At 33.8% G+C, this 21,492-nt stretch carries 19 protein-coding genes; 18 read left to right on the forward strand and 1 reads right to left on the reverse strand.

Going from position 1 to position 21,492, the window contains the following annotated elements; genetic code table 11:
• The first annotated feature begins 64 nt into the window (after positions 1 to 64).
• From aspS to ACE01P_RS06825, 18 genes are all read left to right on the forward strand, one after another.
• A complete protein-coding gene (gene aspS / locus ACE01P_RS06740) occupies positions 65 to 1,816 on the forward strand; it encodes an aspartate--tRNA ligase (RefSeq protein WP_379695570.1) in 1,752 nt (583 codons plus the stop codon).
• A 307-nt stretch (positions 1,817 to 2,123) separates the two neighbouring features.
• Positions 2,124 to 2,318 carry a cold-shock protein gene (locus tag ACE01P_RS06745; RefSeq protein WP_007137066.1) on the forward strand — a complete coding sequence of 65 codons (195 nt, stop codon included), beginning with the start codon at positions 2,124 to 2,126 and terminating at the stop codon, positions 2,316 to 2,318.
• A 244-nt stretch (positions 2,319 to 2,562) separates the two neighbouring features.
• Entirely contained in the window at positions 2,563 to 2,928 is a 366-nt protein-coding gene (locus ACE01P_RS06750) for an NADH-quinone oxidoreductase subunit A (protein ID WP_095929654.1), read from the forward strand.
• A 150-nt stretch (positions 2,929 to 3,078) separates the two neighbouring features.
• Complete coding sequence (locus ACE01P_RS06755; protein ID WP_026727108.1) at positions 3,079 to 3,627, forward strand: NADH-quinone oxidoreductase subunit B; 549 nt, start codon at positions 3,079 to 3,081, stop codon at positions 3,625 to 3,627.
• Position 3,628: 1 nt separating this feature from the next.
• Positions 3,629 to 4,150 carry an NADH-quinone oxidoreductase subunit C gene (locus ACE01P_RS06760; RefSeq protein WP_379695572.1) on the forward strand — a complete coding sequence of 174 codons (522 nt, stop codon included), beginning with the start codon at positions 3,629 to 3,631 and terminating at the stop codon, positions 4,148 to 4,150.
• A gap of 21 nt (positions 4,151 to 4,171) precedes the next feature.
• A complete protein-coding gene (locus ACE01P_RS06765; RefSeq protein WP_379695574.1) occupies positions 4,172 to 5,410 on the forward strand; it encodes an NADH-quinone oxidoreductase subunit D in 1,239 nt (412 codons plus the stop codon).
• A gap of 198 nt (positions 5,411 to 5,608) precedes the next feature.
• Complete coding sequence (locus ACE01P_RS06770; RefSeq protein WP_132990489.1) at positions 5,609 to 6,139, forward strand: NAD(P)H-dependent oxidoreductase subunit E; 531 nt, start codon at positions 5,609 to 5,611, stop codon at positions 6,137 to 6,139.
• Position 6,140: 1 nt separating this feature from the next.
• Positions 6,141 to 7,511: an NADH-quinone oxidoreductase subunit NuoF gene (nuoF, locus tag ACE01P_RS06775; protein ID WP_109191391.1), complete on the forward strand. Its 1,371-nt coding sequence runs from the start codon at positions 6,141 to 6,143 to the stop codon at positions 7,509 to 7,511.
• A 169-nt stretch (positions 7,512 to 7,680) separates the two neighbouring features.
• Complete coding sequence (locus ACE01P_RS06780) at positions 7,681 to 8,712, forward strand: 2Fe-2S iron-sulfur cluster-binding protein (protein WP_379695577.1); 1,032 nt, start codon at positions 7,681 to 7,683, stop codon at positions 8,710 to 8,712.
• Positions 8,712 to 9,770, forward strand: a complete 1,059-nt coding sequence (nuoH, locus tag ACE01P_RS06785) for an NADH-quinone oxidoreductase subunit NuoH (protein ID WP_379695579.1) — start codon at positions 8,712 to 8,714, stop codon at positions 9,768 to 9,770. Before ACE01P_RS06780 ends, nuoH begins: the two co-directional genes overlap by 1 nt.
• 117 nt (positions 9,771 to 9,887) lie before the next feature.
• Positions 9,888 to 10,433, forward strand: a complete 546-nt coding sequence (locus ACE01P_RS06790; protein ID WP_379695581.1) for a NuoI/complex I 23 kDa subunit family protein — start codon at positions 9,888 to 9,890, stop codon at positions 10,431 to 10,433.
• The gene (locus ACE01P_RS06795; protein ID WP_379695583.1) at positions 10,434 to 10,973 is read left to right on the forward strand and encodes an NADH-quinone oxidoreductase subunit J; all 540 of its coding nucleotides are present in this window, start codon (positions 10,434 to 10,436) and stop codon (positions 10,971 to 10,973) included.
• A complete protein-coding gene (gene nuoK, locus ACE01P_RS06800; protein WP_008466103.1) occupies positions 10,973 to 11,293 on the forward strand; it encodes an NADH-quinone oxidoreductase subunit NuoK in 321 nt (106 codons plus the stop codon). Before ACE01P_RS06795 ends, nuoK begins: the two co-directional genes overlap by 1 nt.
• Positions 11,294 to 11,299: 6 nt before the next feature.
• Complete coding sequence (gene nuoL / locus ACE01P_RS06805) at positions 11,300 to 13,189, forward strand: NADH-quinone oxidoreductase subunit L (RefSeq protein WP_379695585.1); 1,890 nt, start codon at positions 11,300 to 11,302, stop codon at positions 13,187 to 13,189.
• Positions 13,190 to 13,199: 10 nt separating this feature from the next.
• On the forward strand, positions 13,200 to 14,639 hold the full coding sequence (locus tag ACE01P_RS06810; protein ID WP_379695587.1) for a NuoM family protein: 1,440 nt from the start codon (positions 13,200 to 13,202) through the stop codon (positions 14,637 to 14,639).
• A gap of 66 nt (positions 14,640 to 14,705) precedes the next feature.
• Positions 14,706 to 16,097: an NADH-quinone oxidoreductase subunit N gene (locus ACE01P_RS06815; protein ID WP_379695589.1), complete on the forward strand. Its 1,392-nt coding sequence runs from the start codon at positions 14,706 to 14,708 to the stop codon at positions 16,095 to 16,097.
• 158 nt (positions 16,098 to 16,255) lie between these two features.
• A complete protein-coding gene (locus tag ACE01P_RS06820) occupies positions 16,256 to 17,029 on the forward strand; it encodes a Bax inhibitor-1/YccA family protein (protein ID WP_379695591.1) in 774 nt (257 codons plus the stop codon).
• Between the two features lie 479 nt (positions 17,030 to 17,508).
• Positions 17,509 to 20,352, forward strand: coding sequence for a T9SS type A sorting domain-containing protein (locus ACE01P_RS06825; RefSeq protein ID WP_379695594.1), 2,844 nt, complete (start codon positions 17,509 to 17,511; stop codon positions 20,350 to 20,352).
• Between the two features lie 86 nt (positions 20,353 to 20,438).
• On the opposite strand, the gene ACE01P_RS06830 is transcribed toward ACE01P_RS06825, so the two are convergent.
• Positions 20,439 to 21,488: a DUF2931 family protein gene (locus tag ACE01P_RS06830; protein WP_379695596.1), complete on the reverse strand. Its 1,050-nt coding sequence runs from the start codon at positions 21,486 to 21,488 to the stop codon at positions 20,439 to 20,441.
• Between the last annotated feature and the right edge of the window lie 4 nt (positions 21,489 to 21,492).

Genomic DNA, 21,492 nt, shown 5'->3' on the forward strand with positions numbered 1-21,492 from the left:
AACTTATCACTTTACTATATTATCTTGAATTTTGTATTTACTTTTGCAATCTAAAATTTTGATTATGTATAGAAGTCATAATTGTGGCGAATTAAACGCTTCAAATATTAATACCGAAGTTACACTTGCGGGCTGGGTTCAAAAATCACGCGATAAAGGATTTATGAATTGGGTCGATTTACGCGACCGTTATGGAATTACTCAACTTATTTTCGACGAAAGTCGTTCAGATAAAACTGTTTTTGAATTGGCTAAAACTCTAGGAAGAGAATTTGTAATTCAAGTAAAAGGAACTGTAATTGAGCGTGAAGCTAAAAACAAAAATATTCCAACGGGTGAAATCGAAATTTTAGTTTCTGAATTAACGATTTTAAACTCTGCTCTAACTCCTCCATTTACGATTGAAGATGAAACTGACGGTGGTGAAGACATCAGAATGAAGTATCGTTACTTGGATATTAGAAGAAATCCAGTAAAAAACAGCTTGTTATTCCGTCACAAAGTGGCAATGGAAGTTCGTAAATATTTATCTGATTTAGATTTCTGCGAAGTTGAAACACCTTATTTAATCAAATCTACTCCAGAAGGAGCAAGAGATTTCGTTGTACCAAGCCGTATGAACGAAGGTCAGTTTTATGCTTTACCGCAATCTCCGCAAACTTTCAAACAATTATTGATGGTAGGTGGAATGGATAAATATTTCCAAATTGTGAAATGTTTCCGTGACGAAGATTTACGTGCAGACCGTCAGCCAGAGTTTACTCAAATTGACTGCGAAATGGCATTTGTGGAACAAGAAGATATTTTGAATGTTTTCGAAGGATTGACAAGACATTTATTAAAAGAAATTAAAGGCATTGAAGTAGAGAAATTCCCAAGAATTACTTACGATTATGCCATGAAAACATACGGAAACGACAAACCGGACATTCGTTTCGGAATGAAGTTTGGAGAATTAAACGAATTTGCACAACATAAAGAATTCCCTGTATTCAATGCAGCTGAATTAGTTGTCGGAATTGCTGTTCCAGGAGCTGGAAATTACACTCGTAAAGAAATCGACGGATTAATTGACTGGGTTAAACGTCCTCAAGTTGGTGCATCTGGAATGGTTTATGTAAAATGCAACGAAGACGGAACATACAAATCATCTGTAGATAAATTCTACGATAATGAAGATTTAGCAAATTGGGCAAAAGCAACAGAAGCAAATCCTGGAGATATGATTTTTGTTCTTTCTGGACCTGCAAACAAAACTCGCGCTCAACTATCTGCTTTACGTATGGAATTGGCTACTCGTTTAGGATTACGTAATCCTGAGGAATTTGCACCTCTTTGGGTTGTAGATTTCCCATTATTAGAACTTGACGAAGAAAGCGGTCGTTACCATGCAATGCACCACCCATTTACTTCTCCAAAACCAGAAGATATGGCTTTACTTGAAACAGAACCAGGAAAAGTTCGTGCAAATGCTTACGATATGGTTTTAAACGGAAACGAAATTGGAGGTGGATCTATCCGTATTCACGATAAAGCGACACAACAATTAATGTTTAAATATTTAGGATTTACTGAAGAAGAAGCAAAAGCTCAATTCGGATTCTTAATGGATGCTTTCCAATTTGGAGCACCGCCTCACGGAGGACTTGCTTTTGGTTTAGATAGACTTGTGGCAATTCTTGGAGGTCAAGAAACAATTAGAGATTTCATCGCGTTCCCTAAAAACAATTCAGGACGTGATGTAATGATCGATGCTCCTGCTGCAATTGATGATGCACAATTAAAAGAACTTCGAATTAAAGTTGATATTGCTTAATTTGAAGTAATTTATTCATAAAAACCCTAAAAAGCCGTTGAAATTTCGACGGCTTTTTTTATTTTACTAAATATTAAGAAAAATCTTAGTTATTTTTTTTGGATTATCAAATTCTTACAAATTAGTATTTTTTAGATTCTTACAATTAATGATTCGCAAATTATAGTATTTTATAAACAAATTGATGCAATAAACCACGTAAAAACACTGTAAATCAATAATTTTTACAAAAAATTAACACGTAGATGTCTTTTGTATGATATTATATATTACATTTGTTTCATTATAAATTATTATTACAATTACAATGCGTACAGGTACAGTAAAATTTTTCAATGAGTCTAAAGGTTATGGATTCATTACAGACGAAGAAACAGGAAAAGACATCTTCGTTCACGCTTCAGGAATTAACGCGGAAGAATTACGCGAAGGTGACCGTGTAAGCTATGAAGAAGAAGAAGGAAGAAAAGGGAAAGTTGCTGCTAAAGTAGCAGTAATCTAAGAAAAATATAGCAATTTATTTTTTTTGCCTCTGAATGGTCTCAGAAAACGTTTCGATTAATTTCGAAACGTTTTTTTTTATCTATTTCTTAAAAAAATATTAAAATAACGCAATGTTATTTATAATGAATAAAAATTAGACATAAACGCGGTTTACTACCCTACTTAAATCCTTTTTTAGCTTGTGTTTTACAGACTTCCAAGTTATCTTTGTGGCTCATTTTTTAAGTAAAAAATCGAAGTTTATGCAATCTGATCAATACAGTTACATTCCTATTTTAATGCAGTTTATTCTAGCTGTTGGTTTTGTGGTAGGAACAATCATTATTTCTGGAAAATTAGGACCAAGAAGAACCTCTGAAGTTAAAGATAAAAACTTCGAATGTGGTATCGAATCTGTTGGTAACGCCCGTATTCCATTCTCTGTAAAATACTTCTTAGTTGCCATTTTGTTCGTATTATTCGACGTAGAGGTTATTTTCCTTTACCCTTGGGCAGTAAACTTCAAAGACTTAGGAATTGAAGGAATGTTAAAAATGTTAGTTTTCATGTCTTTGCTTTTGGTTGGTTTCTTCTATATCATCAAAAAGAAAGCATTAGAGTGGGAATAATGATTTTAGATTTTAGATCTGAGCTTTTAGATTTATCTAATACTGAGATTTAAAATTTGAACTCAAATTTAAAGTACTGATTTAAAAAATTGATTTTACTTTTTACGATTTGAAAAAATCTAAAATCTAAAATCAGAAATCTAAAATAAAATGAGCGATTCAAAAGTAAATATGGTTGCGCCGCCAGAAGGAGTTACTGGTGAAGGTTTCTTCGCTACAAAACTTAATGATGTAGTTGGTTTAGCAAGAGCTAACTCATTATGGCCGCTTCCTTTCGCGACTTCATGCTGTGGTATCGAATTCATGGCAACAATGGCATCTCACTATGACTTAGCTCGATTTGGATCAGAGCGTGTGAGTTTCTCGCCAAGACAAGCCGATATGTTATTAGTAATGGGAACAATTTCTAAAAAAATGGCTCCTATTTTAAGACAAGTTTACGAGCAAATGTCTGAACCTCGTTGGGTAATTGCTGTTGGAGCTTGCGCTTCTTCAGGAGGAGTTTTTGACACTTATTCTGTTCTTCAAGGAATTGACAAAGTAATTCCAGTTGACGTTTATGTGCCTGGATGCCCACCAAGACCAGAACAAATTGTTGATGGAGTAATGAGACTTCAGGAATTGGTAAAAAGCGAATCTGTGAGACGCAGAAGCTCACCAGAATACCAAGAATTATTAGCTTCATATAATATCTCATAAGATGGCCTTAGAAAATACCCAAATTCAAGACAAACTTGTAGAAACATTCAATAGTGATGTTTTTAACTTTCAGCAAGAAAGAGATATTTTTTCTTTAGAAGCATCAGCTGATAAAATCACTGCGTTGATTCTTTTCCTTAAAAATGATTCAGAATTACGTTTTAACTTCTTAACCGATTTATGCGGAATTCATTATCCAGATAATGAAGCTGAACGTCAGTTTGCTATTGTATATCATTTACATAACTGGTACGAAAATAAACGTTTGAGAATTAAAGTATTTATCAGCGGTGAAAAACCAGAGATCAAATCAATTTCAAATATTTTCTTGAGTTCAAACTGGATGGAAAGAGAAACATACGATTTCTTTGGAGTTAATTTTATTGGCCACCCGCAATTGAAACGTATTTTGAATATGGATGAAATGGTGTCTTTCCCAATGAGAAAAGAATTCCCAATGGAAGACAGCGGAAGAACTGATAAAGACGACAGATTCTTTGGAAGAACAACAACAAATTGCTAAAAAATAATTCAACATTATAAAATGTCAGAACTATTATTACCACCAGAGCATCGTTATGCTAAAATAATTAAGGAGAAACTAAACGAAGACGGAAGCGAACTTTCTGTACTGAATTTAGGACCTACTCACCCGGCTACTCACGGTATTTTTCAAAATATCCTTTTAATGGATGGAGAAAGAATTCTTGAAGCTGAACCAACTATTGGTTACATTCACAGAGCTTTCGAAAAAATCGCTGAGAATCGTCCTTTTTATCAAATTACACCTCTTACAGACCGTATGAACTATTGTTCATCTCCTATCAACAATATGGGATGGTGGATGACTTTAGAAAAATTATTAGGTATTGAAGTTCCAAAAAGAGCACAATATTTAAGAGTTATCGTTATGGAGCTGGCTCGTATTACAGACCACTTAATCTGTAACTCGATTCTTGGGGTTGATACTGGTGCGTATACTGGTTTCTTATACGTTTTTCAATTTAGAGAAAAAGTATACGAGATTTACGAAGAAATTTGTGGAGCTCGTTTGACTACAAATATGGGAAGAATTGGTGGTTTTGAAAGAGACTGGACTCCAGAAGCTTTCAAAAAAATCGAGGCTTTTCTTGAAGAATTTCCAGTTGCTTGGAAAGAATTCGAAAACTTATTCGAAAGAAACAGAATTTTCCTTGACAGAACTGTAAACGTTGGTGCTATATCTGCTGAACAAGCAATGGCTTACGGATTTACAGGTCCAAACTTACGTGCTGCTGGAGTTGATTATGACGTTCGTGTTGCACAACCTTACTCATCTTACGAAGATTTCGATTTTATTGTTCCTGTTGGAAAATCGGGAGATACTTACGATCGTTTCTGTGTTCGTAATGCTGAAGTTTGGGAAAGTTTAAGCATTATTCGTCAGGCTTTGGACAAAATGCCAGCTGGAAACGAATATCATGCTGAAGTTCCAGATTATTACCTTCCTCCAAAAGAAGATGTGTATAATAATATGGAATCATTAATCTATCACTTTAAAATTGTAATGGGAGAAGTTCCTGTTCCAGTTGCAGAAATTTACCACCCTGTTGAAGGTGGAAATGGAGAGTTAGGTTTTTATTTAGTTACTGACGGAAGTAGGACTCCATATAGATTACATTTCAGAAGACCTTGTTTTATTTACTATCAAGCATATCCAGACATGATTAAAGGCGCTTTACTGTCTGATGCGATTGTAATTTTATCAAGTTTGAATGTAATTGCAGGAGAATTAGACGCGTAAGAAATTGTAGATTTTAGAATTTAGATTTTAGATTGCTGATTGAGAATGCAGATTTTAGAATTTAGATTTAAAAATTATAATTAGGAATTGAAAAATTCAGATTGAAGAATCTAAAACTTAAACAATGATTGAAGAATCATAGATTATAGACAAAGATTGAAAAAATCAGAAATCTAAAATCAGAAATCTAAAATTAAAATGGAACGTAAACATTACAAACAAGAAATAAACATGACAGAAGCATTGATGACTCGCATCAATGAATTGATTAGTCATTATCCTGAAGGTAAACAAAAATCGGCTTTATTGCCTGTTTTGCATGAGGTTCAGGATGCGCATAACAACTGGTTAAGCATTGAATTGCAAGATAAAGTTGCCGAGATTCTTCAGATAAAACCAATTGAGGTTTATGAAGTGGTTACTTTTTATACCATGTTTAACCAAAAACCAATTGGTAAATACATGTTTGAGTTTTGCCAGACTTCTTGTTGTTGTTTAAGCGGTGCCGAAAATTTAATGGATTATACTTCTGAAAAATTAGGCATTAAAATGGGAGAAACAACTCCAGACGGAATGTTTACCATTGCTGGCGTAGAATGTTTAGGTGCTTGCGGATATGCTCCGATGATGCAGTTGGGAGATTTCTACAAAGAGAAATTAACAGAAGAGAAAATCGATCAGTTAATTGCTGATTGTAGAGATGATAAAATAATATTACACGATAAATAAGATGTCACAAAAAATATTATTAGATAAAATCAATATTCCTGGAATTAAAACCTACGAAGTATATCGCCAAAATGGTGGTTATGCTTCTGTAGAAAAAGCTTTAAAAACACTTACTCCAGATGAAGTTACTGAAGAAGTAAAAAAATCAGGATTACGTGGCCGTGGTGGAGCTGGTTTCCCTGCTGGAATGAAATGGAGCTTTATTGACAAAAAATCAGGAAGACCAAGACACTTAGTTTGTAACGCTGACGAATCTGAGCCTGGAACATTTAAAGATCGTTTCTTGATGGAATATATTCCTCACTTATTGATCGAAGGGATGATTACTTCAAGCTACGCATTGGGCGCTAACCTATCTTATATCTACATTCGTGGAGAATATATGTGGGTTTTCAAAATCTTAGAAAGAGCAATCGCCGAAGCAAAAGCTGCTGGTTGGTTAGGAAAAAATATATTAGGATCAGGTTATGATCTTGAACTTCATGTACACTGTGGAGCTGGAGCATATATCTGTGGAGAAGAAACAGCATTAATCGAATCTTTGGAAGGTAAAAGAGGAAATCCTCGTATCAAACCACCTTTCCCAGCGGTTTCTGGTCTTTGGGCAAATCCAACTGTAGTAAACAATGTTGAAACAATTGCGACTGTGCCTTGGATTGTAAACAATTCTGGTGATGATTATGCTAAAATTGGAATTGGACGTTCTACTGGAACTAAATTAATTTCTGCTTCTGGACACATTAAAAATCCTGGGGTTTATGAAATTGAGTTAGGTTTAAGCGTTGACGAATTCATGAATTCTGATGAATATTTAGGAGGAATGTCTTCTAGCAGACCTTTGAAAGCATTTGTACCTGGAGGTTCTTCTGTGCCAATTTTACCAGCTGAATTAATTTTCAAAACAGCAAACGGTGAAGATCGTTTAATGACTTACGAATCTTTAAGTGATGGTGGTTTTGCAACTGGATCTATGTTAGGTTCTGGAGGATTTATCGTGTACAACGACACTGCTTGTGTGGTAAGAAACACTTGGAACTTTGCTCGTTTTTACCACCACGAATCTTGCGGACAATGTACTCCTTGCCGTGAAGGAACTGGATGGTTAGAAAAAATCTTATGGAGAATCGAAAACGGTCAAGGCCGTGAAGAAGATATCGAATTATTGTGGAGTATTCAAAGTAAAATTGAAGGAAACACAATCTGCCCTCTTGGTGACGCCGCTTCTTGGCCAGTAGCTGCTGCGATTCGTCACTTTAGAGATGAATTCGAATATCACGTTCGTTTCCCTGAAAAAATCAAAAATAGAGATCACTTTGTTGCTGAACCTTTTTCACAAGTAAAGCATTTAGTAGGCGGTAAAGTAATCGTATAAGTATAAAAAGCAGAAAGTTATAAAGTTCAAATGTTAAAAAGGACAGCAATTCTTTTCAATATTCCGACTTTCAACGAAAAAGTTTAAAATAGTTTCAAGTTTCAAGTTTTTTTAGTTTCAAGTTCAACCTGAAACTTTAAACCTGAAACTAAAAAAACAAAATAAAGAGATGAAAGTAACCATAGACGGTCAAAGTATAGACGTAGAGCCAGGAACAACGATCCTGCAGGCTGCACGTATGATTGGTGGAGATTTGGTGCCGCCAGCCATGTGCTATTACTCAAAATTAAAAGGCAGCGGTGGAAAATGCCGTTGTTGTTTAGTTGAAGTTTCTAAAGGAAGTGAAGCTGACCCAAGACCAATGCCAAAATTAATGGCATCTTGTGTAACAGGATGTATGGACGGAATGGAAGTAAACAGTAAATCTTCTGCCAGAGTTACGGAAGCACGTAAATCGGTGACAGAATTTTTATTGATCAACCACCCATTAGACTGCCCAATTTGTGATCAGGCTGGTGAATGTGATCTTCAAAATTTAAGTTTTGAGCACGGAAACCCAAAATCACGTTTTATTGAAGAAAAAAGAACATTTGAACCGGAAGATATTGGTCCAAATATTCAACTACATATGAACCGTTGTATCTTATGCCAAAGATGTGTACAAGTTGCAGATCAATTGACAGACAACAGAGTTCACGGAGTATTAGACCGTGGTGACCACGCTAATATTTCAACTGGAATTTCTAAAGCAATCGACAATGAGTTTTCAGGAAACATGATTGACGTTTGCCCAGTTGGAGCTTTAACAGACAAAACTTTCCGTTTTAAATCAAGAGTTTGGTTTAACAAACCTTACAACGCTCACAGAGAATGTACAACTCCAGGATGTTGTGGAAAAACTACTGTTTGGATGTTTGGTGGAGAAATTCAACGTGTGACTGGTCGTAAAGATGAGTACCATGAAGTTGAAGAATTCATCTGCAACAGCTGTCGTTTTGATCACAAAGATGTAAATGACTGGGTTATTGAAGGACCAAGAGAATTTGAAAAAGATTCTGTTATCAACCAAAATAACTACACTCAAAAACTTGAGAAAGTACAAATCGATACTGAAAAGAATATTCTTATGGGTAGAGATATTGACCGTAAAAAAATTAGTATGGCTGAAATTCCATTAAACAATAACAATAAAAACTCTTAATGATGGTAGATGGTGCGTTTATTATAGAAAAGAGTGTTGTAATTGTTGTAGTTTTTGCTGTAACGATGATTATGGCAATGTATTCTACTTGGGCTGAACGTAAAGTTGCGGCTTTCTTACAAGACCGTGTTGGTCCAAACCGTGCTGGATGGGGAGGTTTATTACAACCACTTGCAGACGGTATGAAATTATTCTCTAAAGAAGAATTTTTTCCAAATACTCCAAATAGATTTTTATTTGTTGTAGGTCCTGCAATTGCCATGAGTACTGCCTTAATGACAAGTGCTGTTATTCCGTGGGGAGATCATTTAGTAGTTTTTGGAAGAGAAGTTATTCTTCAGGCAACTGATGTAAATATTGCTTTATTATACATTTTTGGAGTTCTTTCTGTTGGAGTTTACGGTATCATGATTGGTGGATGGGCTTCTAACAACAAATTCTCTTTAATGGGAGCTGTTCGTGCGGCTTCGCAAATGGTTTCTTATGAGATTGCGATGGGATTATCAATGATTGCTTTATTGATGATGACAGGAACAATGAGTTTAAAAGAAATTTCATTACAGCAACAAGGCATGAACTGGAATGTTTTCTATCAGCCTTTATCATTTTTGATTTTCTTGATTTGTTCATTTGCTGAAACTAACAGAACTCCTTTCGACTTAGCAGAATGCGAAAGTGAATTAATTGGAGGTTACCATACAGAATATTCTTCTATGAAAATGGGATTCTATTTATTTGCTGAATATGCTAGTATGTTTACTTCTGCAACTATTATTTCTGTATTGTTCTTTGGTGGTTACAACTATCCTGGAATGCAATGGATGGTAGAAAATGTTGGTGTAAATCCAGCGAACTTGTTAGGAATTGCGGTATTATTTGTGAAAATATGTTTCTTCATATTCTTCTACATGTGGGTACGTTGGACGATTCCAAGATTTAGATATGACCAATTAATGAACTTAGGCTGGAGAATTTTGATTCCACTTTCGATTATTAATATTATGATTACGGGTGTTGTTATTTTAAGACACGATATTGCAGCAGCTTTAGGATTCTAAAAATCATAAGACGTTGAATAGCAATCTCGATAATTGTTGGGAAGCTCAAATAAAAAACAAAATAGATTTCAAATTTGATTGATTTCAAATTGCAAATCATAAACTATAATAGTAAAAATGTCAATAGAAACTATATCATTATCGGGTAGAAAAAAGGTGGTGTCAAATAAAGACATGACTTTTATTGAACGATTGTATCTTGTGGCGATTGTAAAAGGTTTGGCTATCACGCTTAAGCACCTTTTTAGAAAAAAAGTTACGATTCATTATCCTGAGCAAGTTCGTACAATGAGTCCAGTTTATCGCGGTCAGCACATGTTGAAACGTGATGAGCAAGGTCGTGAAAACTGTACAGCTTGTGGATTATGTGCATTATCATGTCCAGCAGAAGCAATTACAATGAAAGCTGCTGAACGTAAAGCAGATGAAAAACATTTATACAGAGAAGAAAAATACGCTGAAATCTACGAAATCAATATGCTTCGTTGTATTTTCTGTGGTTTATGTGAAGAAGCTTGTCCAAAAGACGCTATTTACTTGACTCAGTCTAAAGTTTTAGTTCCTGCTAGTTACGAAAGAGAAGATTTCATTTTTGGGAAAGATAAATTAGTAATGCCTTTAGAAATGGCTATGAAAAACGCTCAACTTAAAAACGCTAACTAAATGATACATATTCCCGATTTTGCACACGCAACAACTGTTCAAATTATCTTTTGCTTTTTAGCGTTTATTACCGTTATTACTGCGTTTTTGACTATTTTCAGCAGAAATCCAATTCACAGTGCTATTTATTTAGTTATCTGTTTCTTCTCGATTGCCGGTCAATATTTATTATTAAATTCTCAATTCTTAGCAATTGTACATATAATAGTCTACTCCGGAGCTATTATGATTCTGTTCCTGTTTACAATCATGTTGATGAACTTGAACGAACAACGAGAAGTTCACCGCCCTAGAATTACACGCTTAGGAGCAATTGTTTCTTTCTGTTTAATAGTGATTGTTTTGATTACAATCTTTATCAACTCGAAACCAATTGTGGGTGAATACGATTCTACTGGAGAAGATTTCCAATCAATTAAAGTTTTAGGTAAAATTTTATTGGACGAATATATGGTTCCATTCGAATTTGCTTCTGTTCTACTTTTGGTTGCTATGATTGGAACAGTTCTATTGTCTAAAAAAGAAAAATTAAATAAATAATGGGTAATATATTAAATCAAATAGGTATTGAAAACTACATCTTTTTAAGTGTTGTACTTTTCTGTATTGGTATTTTTGGTGTATTGTACAGACGAAATGCTATTATCGTTTTCATGTCTATCGAAATTATGTTGAATGCGGTAAACCTTTTATTTGTTGCTTTTTCAACTTATCATCAAGATGCGCAAGGACAAGTTTTTGTGTTCTTCTCGATGGCGGTTGCTGCAGCCGAAGTTGCGGTAGGATTGGCCATTTTAGTTTCTATCTTTAGAAATATCGGCTCAATTAGTATCGATAATTTAAAAAATTTAAAAGGATAATCAGAAATGGATACCAATTTAGCTTTAATTTTAGTTTTAACTCCTTTACTAGGTTTTCTAGTAAATGTCTTTTTTGGAAAAAGCTTAGGAAAAACAGCTTCTGGTGCAATCGGAACTGTTGCCGTGGCAATTTCTTTTGTAGTTTCTCTTTTACTTTTTAATCAAATAACTTCAACTGGAAAAGGAATTCAAGTTACCTTATTTGATTGGATTCAAATTAGCAACTTAAAAATCAATCTTGGATTTTTATTAGATCAATTATCTGTTCTTTGGTTACTTTTCGTAACTGGAATTGGATCTTTGATTCACTTATACTCTATCAGTTACATGCACGATGATGAGAATATGCACAAGTTTTTTGCGTATTTAAATCTATTCGTATTCTTTATGATAACGCTTGTAATTGGAAGCAACTTATTAGTTCTTTTCATTGGATGGGAAGGTGTTGGACTTTGTTCTTACCTATTAATTGGATTCTGGCATAAAAACCAAGATTACAATGATGCTGCGAAAAAAGCTTTCATCATGAACAGAATTGGAGATTTAGGTTTATTAATCGGAATGTTCATTTTAGGATATACTTTCCACACTTTAGACTATAGCGAACTAAAGCAAATAATTTTGACCACTAAAATTGATCCGTCAATTGCAATGTCTTTATCTGCTGCTGCTTTATGTTTATTTATTGGAGCTTGTGGTAAATCTGCTCAAATTCCGTTATACACTTGGTTACCTGATGCGATGGCTGGACCAACTCCTGTTTCTGCATTAATCCACGCAGCTACGATGGTAACTGCAGGTATCTTTATGGTAACAAGATTGAACTTTATTTTTGACTTAGCTCATGATGTTCAAAATGTAATCGCAATCATTGGAGCTATCACTTCATTAGTTGCTGCTACAATTGGATTAGTTCAAACGGATATCAAAAAAGTATTGGCTTATTCTACAGTTTCACAATTAGGATTAATGTTTTTAGCATTAGGATTTGGAGCTTATGAAGTAGCTGTTTTTCACGTAATCACTCACGCTTTCTTTAAAGCATGTTTATTCTTAGGATCTGGATCTGTAATTCACGGATTGCACGGAGAACAAGATATGCGTAACATGGGAGGTTTGCGTAAAGCAATGCCAATCACATTCTGGACAATGTTAATTTCTTCATTAGCCATTTCTGGAGTTCCATTCTTCTCAGGATTCTTTTCTAAAGACGAAATTTTATTGACAGCTTTCCACCACAGTATTCCATTATACGTTGTTGGATCGGTTGCTTCAATCATGACAGCTTTCTATATGTTTAGATTAATGTTCTTAACTTTCTTCAAAGAATTTAGAGGAACTGAAGAGCAAAAACATCACTTACATGAAAGTGGTTCATTAATTACTATTCCGCTTATCATCTTAGCTATTTTAGCAACTTTTGGAGGATTAATCAGTTTACCAGGAAACAGCTGGTTAAATGGATACCTTGCTCCTCTTTTCACAAAAGTAGCTGGTGAAGAACATCATTTAGGCGCAACTGAATACACTTTAATGGGTGTTGCAGTTCTTGGTGGATTATTAGGAATTTTAATTGCTTACGTTAAATACTTCAAACAAGATAATGTTCCAGAATCAGATGAAAACATTACTGGTTTCAGTAAAGTATTATACAACAAATATTATGTAGACGAAGTTTACGATGCAGTATTTGTTCAGCCAATTAATAGTTTATCTAAATTCTTTAGAGACTATATCGAGACAGGATTATCTGCGCTTGTTTTTGGATTAGGTAAGATAGCAAACGAAATTGCTTTCCAAGGAAAAAAATTACAAACCGGAAGTATAGGATTATATCTATTTGTTTTTGTTTTAGGACTTTGTGCAATTGTTTCCTATATATTTTTAGCTCAATAATATTATAACTATGAACGTTTCTACTATATTAATTATACTTTTAATTGGTGCATTTGCCACTTATTTTTCTGGTGACAAACTAGCTTCAAAAGTTGCTTTGCTATTTAGTTTAGCAGCTTTAGGATGTTCAATTGTATTATTGAATAATTATAATGCTGGCGAAAATATCAGCGTAATCAACAGCTGGATTACTCAGCCAAAAATTTCTTTCGCTTTAAATGCTGACGGACTTGGACTTGCAATGGTTTTGTTAACTGCAGCTTTAACTCCGATTATTATATTTTCTTCTTTTGGAAATGAATATAAAAATGCAAAAGGTTTTTATGCTTTGATCTTATTTATGGCTTTTGCTATGACAGGAACTTTCTTAGCTTCTGATGGTCTTTTATATTACATTTTCTGGGAGTTAGCTCTTATTCCAATCTACTTTATTGCCTTAATTTGGGGTAATGGTGATGCTGAAGAAAGAAGAAAAGCAGTGGTTAAATTCTTTATTTACACACTTGCTGGTTCATTATTCATGTTAACTGCTTTCATTTATTTATATCAAAAAGCAGGTTCTTTCTTAATTGAAGATTTATATAAAGTAAACTTATCTGCTTGCGAACAATTCTGGATTTTCTTGGCTTTCTTCTTAGCTTATGCTATTAAAATTCCAATTATTCCTTTCCATACTTGGCAAGCAAATGTGTACCAAAAAGCACCTACAGTTGGAACAATGCTTTTGTCTGGTATCATGCTTAAAATGGGATTGTACAGTGTAATTCGTTGGCAATTGCCACTTGCGCCAATCGCTGCAAAAGAATACATGTATATCTTCATCGCTTTAGGAATTGCTGGAGTTATCTACGGTTCTATTGTAGCTTTGAGACAAAAAGATTTAAAGAAATTATTAGCTTATTCTTCTCTTGCTCACGTTGGATTAATCGCTGCAGGATCTTACACTTTGACTCTTGACGGTTTAAGAGGGGCTGTTCTTCAAATGATTGCTCACGGTTTTGTGGTAGTGGGATTGTTCTTTGCTGCTGAAGTAATATTCAGAAGATATGAAACTAGAGAAATTGCAGAAATGGGCGGAATCCGTACTCAGTCTCCAAAATTCACCTCAATGTTTTTAATCTTAGTATTAGCTTCTGTTGCATTACCAAGTACATTTAACTTCGTTGGAGAGTTTACAGTATTATACAGTTTATCTCAAATCAATATCTGGTTTGCTATTCTTGGTGGAACTACTATTATTTTAGGAGCTTACTATATGTTGAGAATGTTCCAACATGTAATGTTAGGCGAAACTAATTCTAAAACTTTTGCAGATGTTACTCTTAATGAAGGAATTTCATTTGCGGTAATCATTGCAGTTTTATTATTCTTTGGTTTTTATCCAAAACCAATCACAGATTTGATTACACCAAGCTTGGAAACTATTTTACAAGTTATCAATAAGAACTAATATTTTAAACAAAAAATAAATTAGGATTCCACTTAAAAATTGAAATCCTAAATCAAAAAGATAAAAATGAATACATTAATAGCTATAACAGGATTGGGTATTTTCTGCCTATTGTTTGAAATTCTTAATTTAAGAAAGGCCATTGTTCCTATTACCATTTTGGGTTTAATAGGTGTATTGGCACTTAACTACTGTGAATTTGGAACAGAACAAAGTTATTACAACAATATGATAGCAGTGAACAAGTTTTCTACAGCTTTTTCATCTTTGTTTATCGTTTTGACTATTTTCCTTGTAGCATTAAGTCATAATTTTTACCAAAATCACCAATCAAAAATTTCAGATTTCGTTGCAATTAAGGTTTTCTTATTGGCTGGAGCTGTAGCAATGGTTTCTTTTGGAAACTTAGCAATGTTCTTTTTAGGAATTGAAATTTTATCTATTGCTTTATATGTACTTGCTGCAAGTGATCGTTTGAATATCAAAAGCAACGAAGCAGGTATGAAATATTTCTTAATGGGATCTTTCGCTTCAGGAATTATTCTTTTCGGAATCTGTTTGATCTACGGTGCAATGGGAAGTTTTGATATTAGTGATATTCACGAAAGCGCACTTTCTGCAGAGTTACCAATCTGGTTTCCAATTGGAATGATTTTAATGGTTGTTGGAATGTTATTTAAAGTTGCTGCTGTTCCTTTCCACTTCTGGGCGCCAGACGTTTACGAAGGTTCTCCAGCTTTAACAACAGCTTTAATGAGTACATTGGCTAAAGTTGTAGCAATTGCAACTTTATTCAAATTAGTTTCTGGTATGAACTTAATTGCTTCATTAGACAATCAAGACCTTTTACACACATTTGAAGTTATCGTAGTTATTATTTCTATCGCTTCTATGTCTGTCGGAAATATCATGGCACTTAGACAAGTAAACGTAAAACGTATGCTTGCTTTTTCTGGAATCTCTCACGCAGGTTTCATGTTAATGACATTATTAACTGTTTCTGCTTCTGCTGGAGTTTTATTATACTATACTGCTGCTTATGCGTTAGCTGGTATTGCTGCTTTCAGTGTTATTTTATATGTATGCAGAGATCAAGATAATGAAGATATTACAAACTTCCACGGTTTAGGAAAAACAAATCCGCTATTGGCTGCTGTTCTTACAGCTTCATTATTATCAATGGCCGGAATTCCTATTTTCTCTGGATTCTTTGCTAAGTTATTCTTATTCAACCAAACTATTCAAGCAGGGTATATTGGTTTAGTAATCGTTGCTGTAATCAACTCTATCATTAGTGTTGGATACTATTTCAAATTAATTATCGCAATGTATTCTAAAGAACCAAATCAAGAAAGAACAGGAAGACCATTCCTTATTTATGCTACAGCTGTAATATCAATTGTTTTAAATATTGCTCTTGGTTTATTCCCATCATTAGTTTTAGACTTATTGAAATAAGATTATTTCATTAAAATATTCAAAATCCATTAAATCAATTTTAATGGATTTTTTTTATGCCTTAAATAAAGAACAGAAATTCATGTTAAAAAATTCTTTCCTAATATTGCACTTCAAAAAATCTCCATATATTTGAATTCAATTAAACGTATTAAAATATGAACTTTAATTCAAAAAATCCATTTTTAAACAGTAAGCGTTTTTCATCTAATGCTGAACCAAGAACAGAAGTACACCAAGCTCAGATTATTGATTACAATCAAGAAATGACAGTGTCTGGAACAATCAACAAAACAGCTATTTTATTTCTTATTTTGTGCGGTGCTGCTATGATAACATGGTGGATGGCTTTTAATGGAATGAACCCGATGTTACCTACAATTGGAGGTGCAATTGTTGGTTTTATTCTAGTATTAGTTTCTTCATTCAAACCGCAGTTGTCTCCTTACCTAGCTCCAGGATATGCTTTATTTGAAGGATTATTCATAGGAGGTATTTCTGCAATATTTGAATTAAAATTTCCTGGAATTGTAATAAATGCAGTTGGTGCAACTCTTGTTACTTTCTTGGTTTGTCTTGGTTTGTACAAATTTAGAATTGTAAAGGTTACAGAACAATTCAAATCTGTTGTTGTTGCGGCAACATTAGCAATTGCTACTTATTATTTAATTTCTTGGATTGTTTCAATGTTTGCTTCAAGCTACGTTCCAGTTCACTACGGAAATTCTATGATGAGTATTGGTATCAGTGTTTTTGTTATCATTATAGCGGCTCTTAACCTTTTCTTAGATTTTGATTTAATTGAAAAAGGTGCAAGAGAAAGAATGCCAAAATTCATGGAATGGTATGGAGCTATGGGATTAATGATCACATTAGTTTGGTTATATATCGAATTCTTAAGACTTTTATCAAAACTTTCTAGTAAAGACTAAAAGTCTCTTTTAAATAATCCAGAAGCCTTTTTGAGTAAAATCAGAAAGGCTTTTTTTTATTTCCATAACTACTTTTTTACTTATAAATATAAAATCAGATTTAAAACTTCTAAGAATAATCTGCTGTTCAAAATTCAAAAAGAATCCATTTCTTACAAAAATTTAAAATGTAATTTTTGTAATTAAAAAAAATTACGAATCTCCTAAATTCTTACCATTTAAATCTCAAAATTATCAAAAGCTAGGAAATTACAGCTATTGTTAAACAAAAATAAATGTGCAATAAATTACAATCAATGCAATTAGTTGCATTTTTAACATTTAAAAAGCCAAAAAAATTAAGTATGTCTTTTTTTTTAGTAAAAAAATTACGGTATTAAAAATTAATATATAATTCCGTGTAATCGATTACAATTAAACCACTTGGAGTCGAAAGTAAAACCACTTACTTATTTTATTAACTATCTTAAACAAACACTATGAAAAAAAACCTACTTTTCGTGGCTGTCTTTCTTATGACAGTCCAGTTATGGGCACAAACGATTAATCAAGCTTCTGGCTGGCTAGAATCTGCTTTTGTAAAATGGCAGCCAGTCAGCGGCGCCCAGACCTACAATGTTTACTACACAGGAAATGGATTAACAGACAAAAAAATTGATGATCAACTTATTAGAAGTTATGGCTCTTATTTTCGCGCTGATATTCCAGGTCTTAAAGCTGGAACTTATACTGTAAAAGTAAAACCTGTTATAAATGGCACCGAAGGAACAGGAACTTCAACAAGCAGCTTAACCGTAATGGCACACGACAGAAACGGATTTGCTTTTGATGGCGGTCGTGTTCCAGGAGGATATAAAGCAGATGGAACTCCTAAAGACAATGCGGTAATTCTTTATATCACCCAAAATACAAAAAATACAATTTCGATGAATATTACTGGGGCTAGTGCAAATCCGTGTATTGGTTTACAAAATATTCTTTATGCCATTAAAAAAGGAAAGGACACTCGCCCATTTATTATTCGTTTAATCGGAAATATTACTGATATGTCGGTTATGGAAGGTGGCGATGTCGTAATTGAAAACTCAAATAATGCTTCAAGCTATGTAACAATTGAAGGTGTTGGCGATGATGCTGTTGCAAATGGATGGGGAGTTAGATTAAAATCGGCTTCAAACATAGAGGTAAGCAATCTTGGATTTATGAATTGTGATAGTACTGCGGGCGACAACGTAGGAATGCAACAAGATAATGATCACGTATGGGTTCACAACTGTGATTTATTTTACGGAAATGCAGGTAGCGATGCTGATCAAATAAAAGGTGACGGAGCATTAGACAATAAAACTTCAACTTACATTACATTATCTTACAACCACTTTTGGGATAATGGAAAAGCAAGTCTTTTAGGCTTGAGTGAAGGAACAACTTCTGGACTGTATATCACTTATCACCACAACTGGTTTGACCACTCTGATTCTCGCCATCCTCGTGTGCGTTACTATTCGGCACATATTTATAACAACTATTATGACGGAGTTTCTAAATATGGCGCAGGATCAACTTTAGGTTCTTCACTTTTTGTTGAAGGAAATTACTACAGAAACAGCAAGCACCCAATGCTAACTTCTCTTCAAGGATCTGACATTTGGGACGAAGCCAACCAAGTAAATAACGCGGGAACAATGGGAACATTTTCTGGTGAAGCTGGAGGAAGTATTAAAGCTTTCAACAATACTTTTGACGCTTCTAATGGAACAAACAACATGCGTTTTGTAGCTTACAATGATCCTAATCCACTATATAATATCTCAGGAAAAATAAGCTCTACAACAGATTTTGATGCTTATGTAGCAACAACAAGAGGTGAAGTTGTAAGCAGTTCTGTAAAATCTAAATCTGGAGCTAATATGTACAACAACTTCGACACAGATGCTAATTTGTACGTAAAAAATTTAGTAATCGATACACCAGCTGCTGCAAAAACAAAAACTACTCAATATGCAGGACGTGTTTCTGGAGGAGATTTAAAATGGACATTTAACAATGCTACAGATGATACTTCTTCTTTGGTTATTACAGCATTAAAAACAACGCTTACAAACTATAGCAGCACTTTAGTTGCGGTACAAGGTGAAGGAAATCCTCCAGCTGGAACGCAGACTTTAACTTTGACATCTTCTTCAAATAACAATCAAACTGTTGCAAGTGGCACAGCAATTTCATCAATCGTTTTTACATGGGGCGGAGATGCGACTGACGCAGCAGTAACTGGAATACCAGCTTCTGGATTGACTTTTGTTAAAAATGCTACTGCTAAAACTATAACTATTTCGGGTACGCCAACTGCAACAGTTTCGTACTCTATTGCAACTTCTGGAACTAGTGGTTCCCCAGCCACTGGTTCAGGAACTGTAACAGTTACCGCGGCAGGCACTCAAACTTTAACTTCTACTGGTAACAATAGCCAAACTGTTTCTTCTGGAACAGCTATTGCTTCAATTGTGTTCACTTGGGGAGGAAATGCAACAGATGCAACTGTAACGGGATTACCAGCTTCTGGATTATCTTTTGTAAAAAATACATCAGCAAAAACGATAACTATTACAGGAACTCCGACTGCAAATGTATCTTACTCTGTAACAACTTCAGGAAGTGCAGGAACTCCTATAACTGCTTCTGGAACTATAACCGTTACAACTGGTTCATCTGGCGGATCTGAAGTTCATAATTTTACAACTTCTGGGAAAACAAGTTCATTCTATGCTATTACAGGAAATATGAATTCAACTCCGGGTTCTGTAACTTATAACGGATTAACGCTTACTGAACGTCTAAAAATAGAATCAAGCACATCAATAGCGTATTCAACAACAAGTGCATCAACTTTGACTTTGGTTTTCGATTCAACTTTTACAGGAAGTATTAAAGTAGACAATGTTTCTTATACTGCTTCTGCAGGTATTGTGACGGTTTCAGTAGCTGCTGGTTCTCATACTATTACCAAAAATTCTGTTGCCAACTTATTCTATATTAGCACAGTTTATGGCGGAAGCTCTTCAAAAATGGCTGTAGCCGAAACAGCAACTACTACAGAAACTTCAAAAATAATTTTATATCCTAATCCAGTTTCAAGTACATTATACTTATCTGATACAGAACAAAAAGTACAAAAAGTACTTATTTACAATATTTCTGGAAATCTAGTAATTAACTCTGGAAACTCTGAAAGCATTGATACAAGCAGTTTAATTCCTGGAACTTATCTAGCGAAAATTTACACTGTTGACGGATCATTTAATCAAACTCTTATAAAAAAGTAAAACTAACTTAACTAAAAAGGCTTCCAAATTAGGAAGCCTTTTTTATTTATTTTAAAAAGAATATAGACGCTGTATTCGCCTTAAATTCATTTCGAAACTTCTTCCATATTTTTATCGTTTTGTGCTAAAGGGTGAACATATATGTAAGAGGAAACTATTTTTACTACTCTATGATCATTTTTTAAAGATATCAAAATGCTATCGTTCTTTTCATTTATGGTTAGTTCTAACAATAATGGTTTTACTTCTTTAGGACTGTCCATTTCTCTAAAAGCATCTAAAATTTCTGATTCATTAAAACCGATTTGCGATGCGAATCCTCTTGTATCATTTTCCCATGAGATATGAATGCCACTAGGAATGTTTTGAAAAATATATGGTTTTCCATTTTTATCGTCTCCCAAGTTCCAATCATTTTGATTATATAATTCAACTTGTGCTTTTGTCAGATGAAATCCATCTGGTAAGTTTAGATCAATATTATAAGAATGTTGTTCCATTACCAATGCAACTTTTTTTCCAATATCAATTTTTGAATCAGAATTTTTCTCATCATAATCATCAAAAATATGCCAAGTTTCATTTACAGTTTTTGCTTGATATTCGCCAATTTTAAACTTTTTATCATAATCTGAAATCCATACCACAATTTTTCCATTTGGTAATATTTCAGCTAAAAAATTTAATAAAATTTGATTTGGGTTTTCTCTTGCAAACGTGCTTTCATACTGAGTTGTTGTTTCTCTCAGGTATTTTGCTTTTTCTAAAATGATATCATAAGGCAACTTAAAATCTCCCTTATAGAATTTTTGTTCTGTGTAAGAAAACCAAGTTATAGATAAACTATCCGGATAAAAAGCATTATCCTTGCTTTTTTCAGAATAATTGATTTCATCCCAACCATCATCAATTATTTGATCTTTATCAACATCATAGTTCCAAGCATCTGTGTGATGAAAATAACAAGTACTGACTTGTACTATGTTTCCCTTTTTACTCAGAACACCGCTGTCCCATGTAAATCTTTCATCTGCCTTATAATTATAAATCTGAATTAAATTTGCAAGTACTATGCAAACCAAAAAAACTATTAGGAGCACATTAATTCTATCTTCCCTTTTTGTAAAATATTTCATAAAT

The organism is Flavobacterium sp. HJSW_4, from assembly GCF_042436695.1.
Lineage (GTDB): Bacteria > Bacteroidota > Bacteroidia > Flavobacteriales > Flavobacteriaceae > Flavobacterium.

Excerpts from the sequence above, each read along its gene's own strand:
- ACE01P_RS06815 (WP_379695589.1), top strand. The coding sequence starts at position 14,706 with ATGAATACATTAATAGCTATAACAGGATTGGGTATTTTCTGCCTATTG.
- nuoL (WP_379695585.1), top strand. The coding sequence starts at position 11,300 with ATGGATACCAATTTAGCTTTAATTTTAGTTTTAACTCCTTTACTAGGT.
- nuoF (WP_109191391.1), top strand. The coding sequence starts at position 6,141 with ATGTCACAAAAAATATTATTAGATAAAATCAATATTCCTGGAATTAAA.
- ACE01P_RS06760 (WP_379695572.1), top strand. The coding sequence starts at position 3,629 with ATGGCCTTAGAAAATACCCAAATTCAAGACAAACTTGTAGAAACATTC.
- ACE01P_RS06780 (WP_379695577.1), top strand. The coding sequence starts at position 7,681 with ATGAAAGTAACCATAGACGGTCAAAGTATAGACGTAGAGCCAGGAACA.
- nuoK (WP_008466103.1), top strand. The coding sequence starts at position 10,973 with ATGGGTAATATATTAAATCAAATAGGTATTGAAAACTACATCTTTTTA.
- ACE01P_RS06765 (WP_379695574.1), top strand. The coding sequence starts at position 4,172 with ATGTCAGAACTATTATTACCACCAGAGCATCGTTATGCTAAAATAATT.
- ACE01P_RS06825 (WP_379695594.1), top strand. The coding sequence starts at position 17,509 with ATGAAAAAAAACCTACTTTTCGTGGCTGTCTTTCTTATGACAGTCCAG.
- ACE01P_RS06820 (WP_379695591.1), top strand. The coding sequence starts at position 16,256 with ATGAACTTTAATTCAAAAAATCCATTTTTAAACAGTAAGCGTTTTTCA.
- ACE01P_RS06830 (WP_379695596.1), bottom strand. The coding sequence starts at position 21,488 with ATGAAATATTTTACAAAAAGGGAAGATAGAATTAATGTGCTCCTAATA.
- ACE01P_RS06790 (WP_379695581.1), top strand. The coding sequence starts at position 9,888 with ATGTCAATAGAAACTATATCATTATCGGGTAGAAAAAAGGTGGTGTCA.
- ACE01P_RS06750 (WP_095929654.1), top strand. The coding sequence starts at position 2,563 with ATGCAATCTGATCAATACAGTTACATTCCTATTTTAATGCAGTTTATT.
- ACE01P_RS06770 (WP_132990489.1), top strand. The coding sequence starts at position 5,609 with ATGGAACGTAAACATTACAAACAAGAAATAAACATGACAGAAGCATTG.
- nuoH (WP_379695579.1), top strand. The coding sequence starts at position 8,712 with ATGATGGTAGATGGTGCGTTTATTATAGAAAAGAGTGTTGTAATTGTT.
- ACE01P_RS06745 (WP_007137066.1), top strand. The coding sequence starts at position 2,124 with ATGCGTACAGGTACAGTAAAATTTTTCAATGAGTCTAAAGGTTATGGA.
- ACE01P_RS06755 (WP_026727108.1), top strand. The coding sequence starts at position 3,079 with ATGAGCGATTCAAAAGTAAATATGGTTGCGCCGCCAGAAGGAGTTACT.
- aspS (WP_379695570.1), top strand. The coding sequence starts at position 65 with ATGTATAGAAGTCATAATTGTGGCGAATTAAACGCTTCAAATATTAAT.
- ACE01P_RS06810 (WP_379695587.1), top strand. The coding sequence starts at position 13,200 with ATGAACGTTTCTACTATATTAATTATACTTTTAATTGGTGCATTTGCC.
- ACE01P_RS06795 (WP_379695583.1), top strand. The coding sequence starts at position 10,434 with ATGATACATATTCCCGATTTTGCACACGCAACAACTGTTCAAATTATC.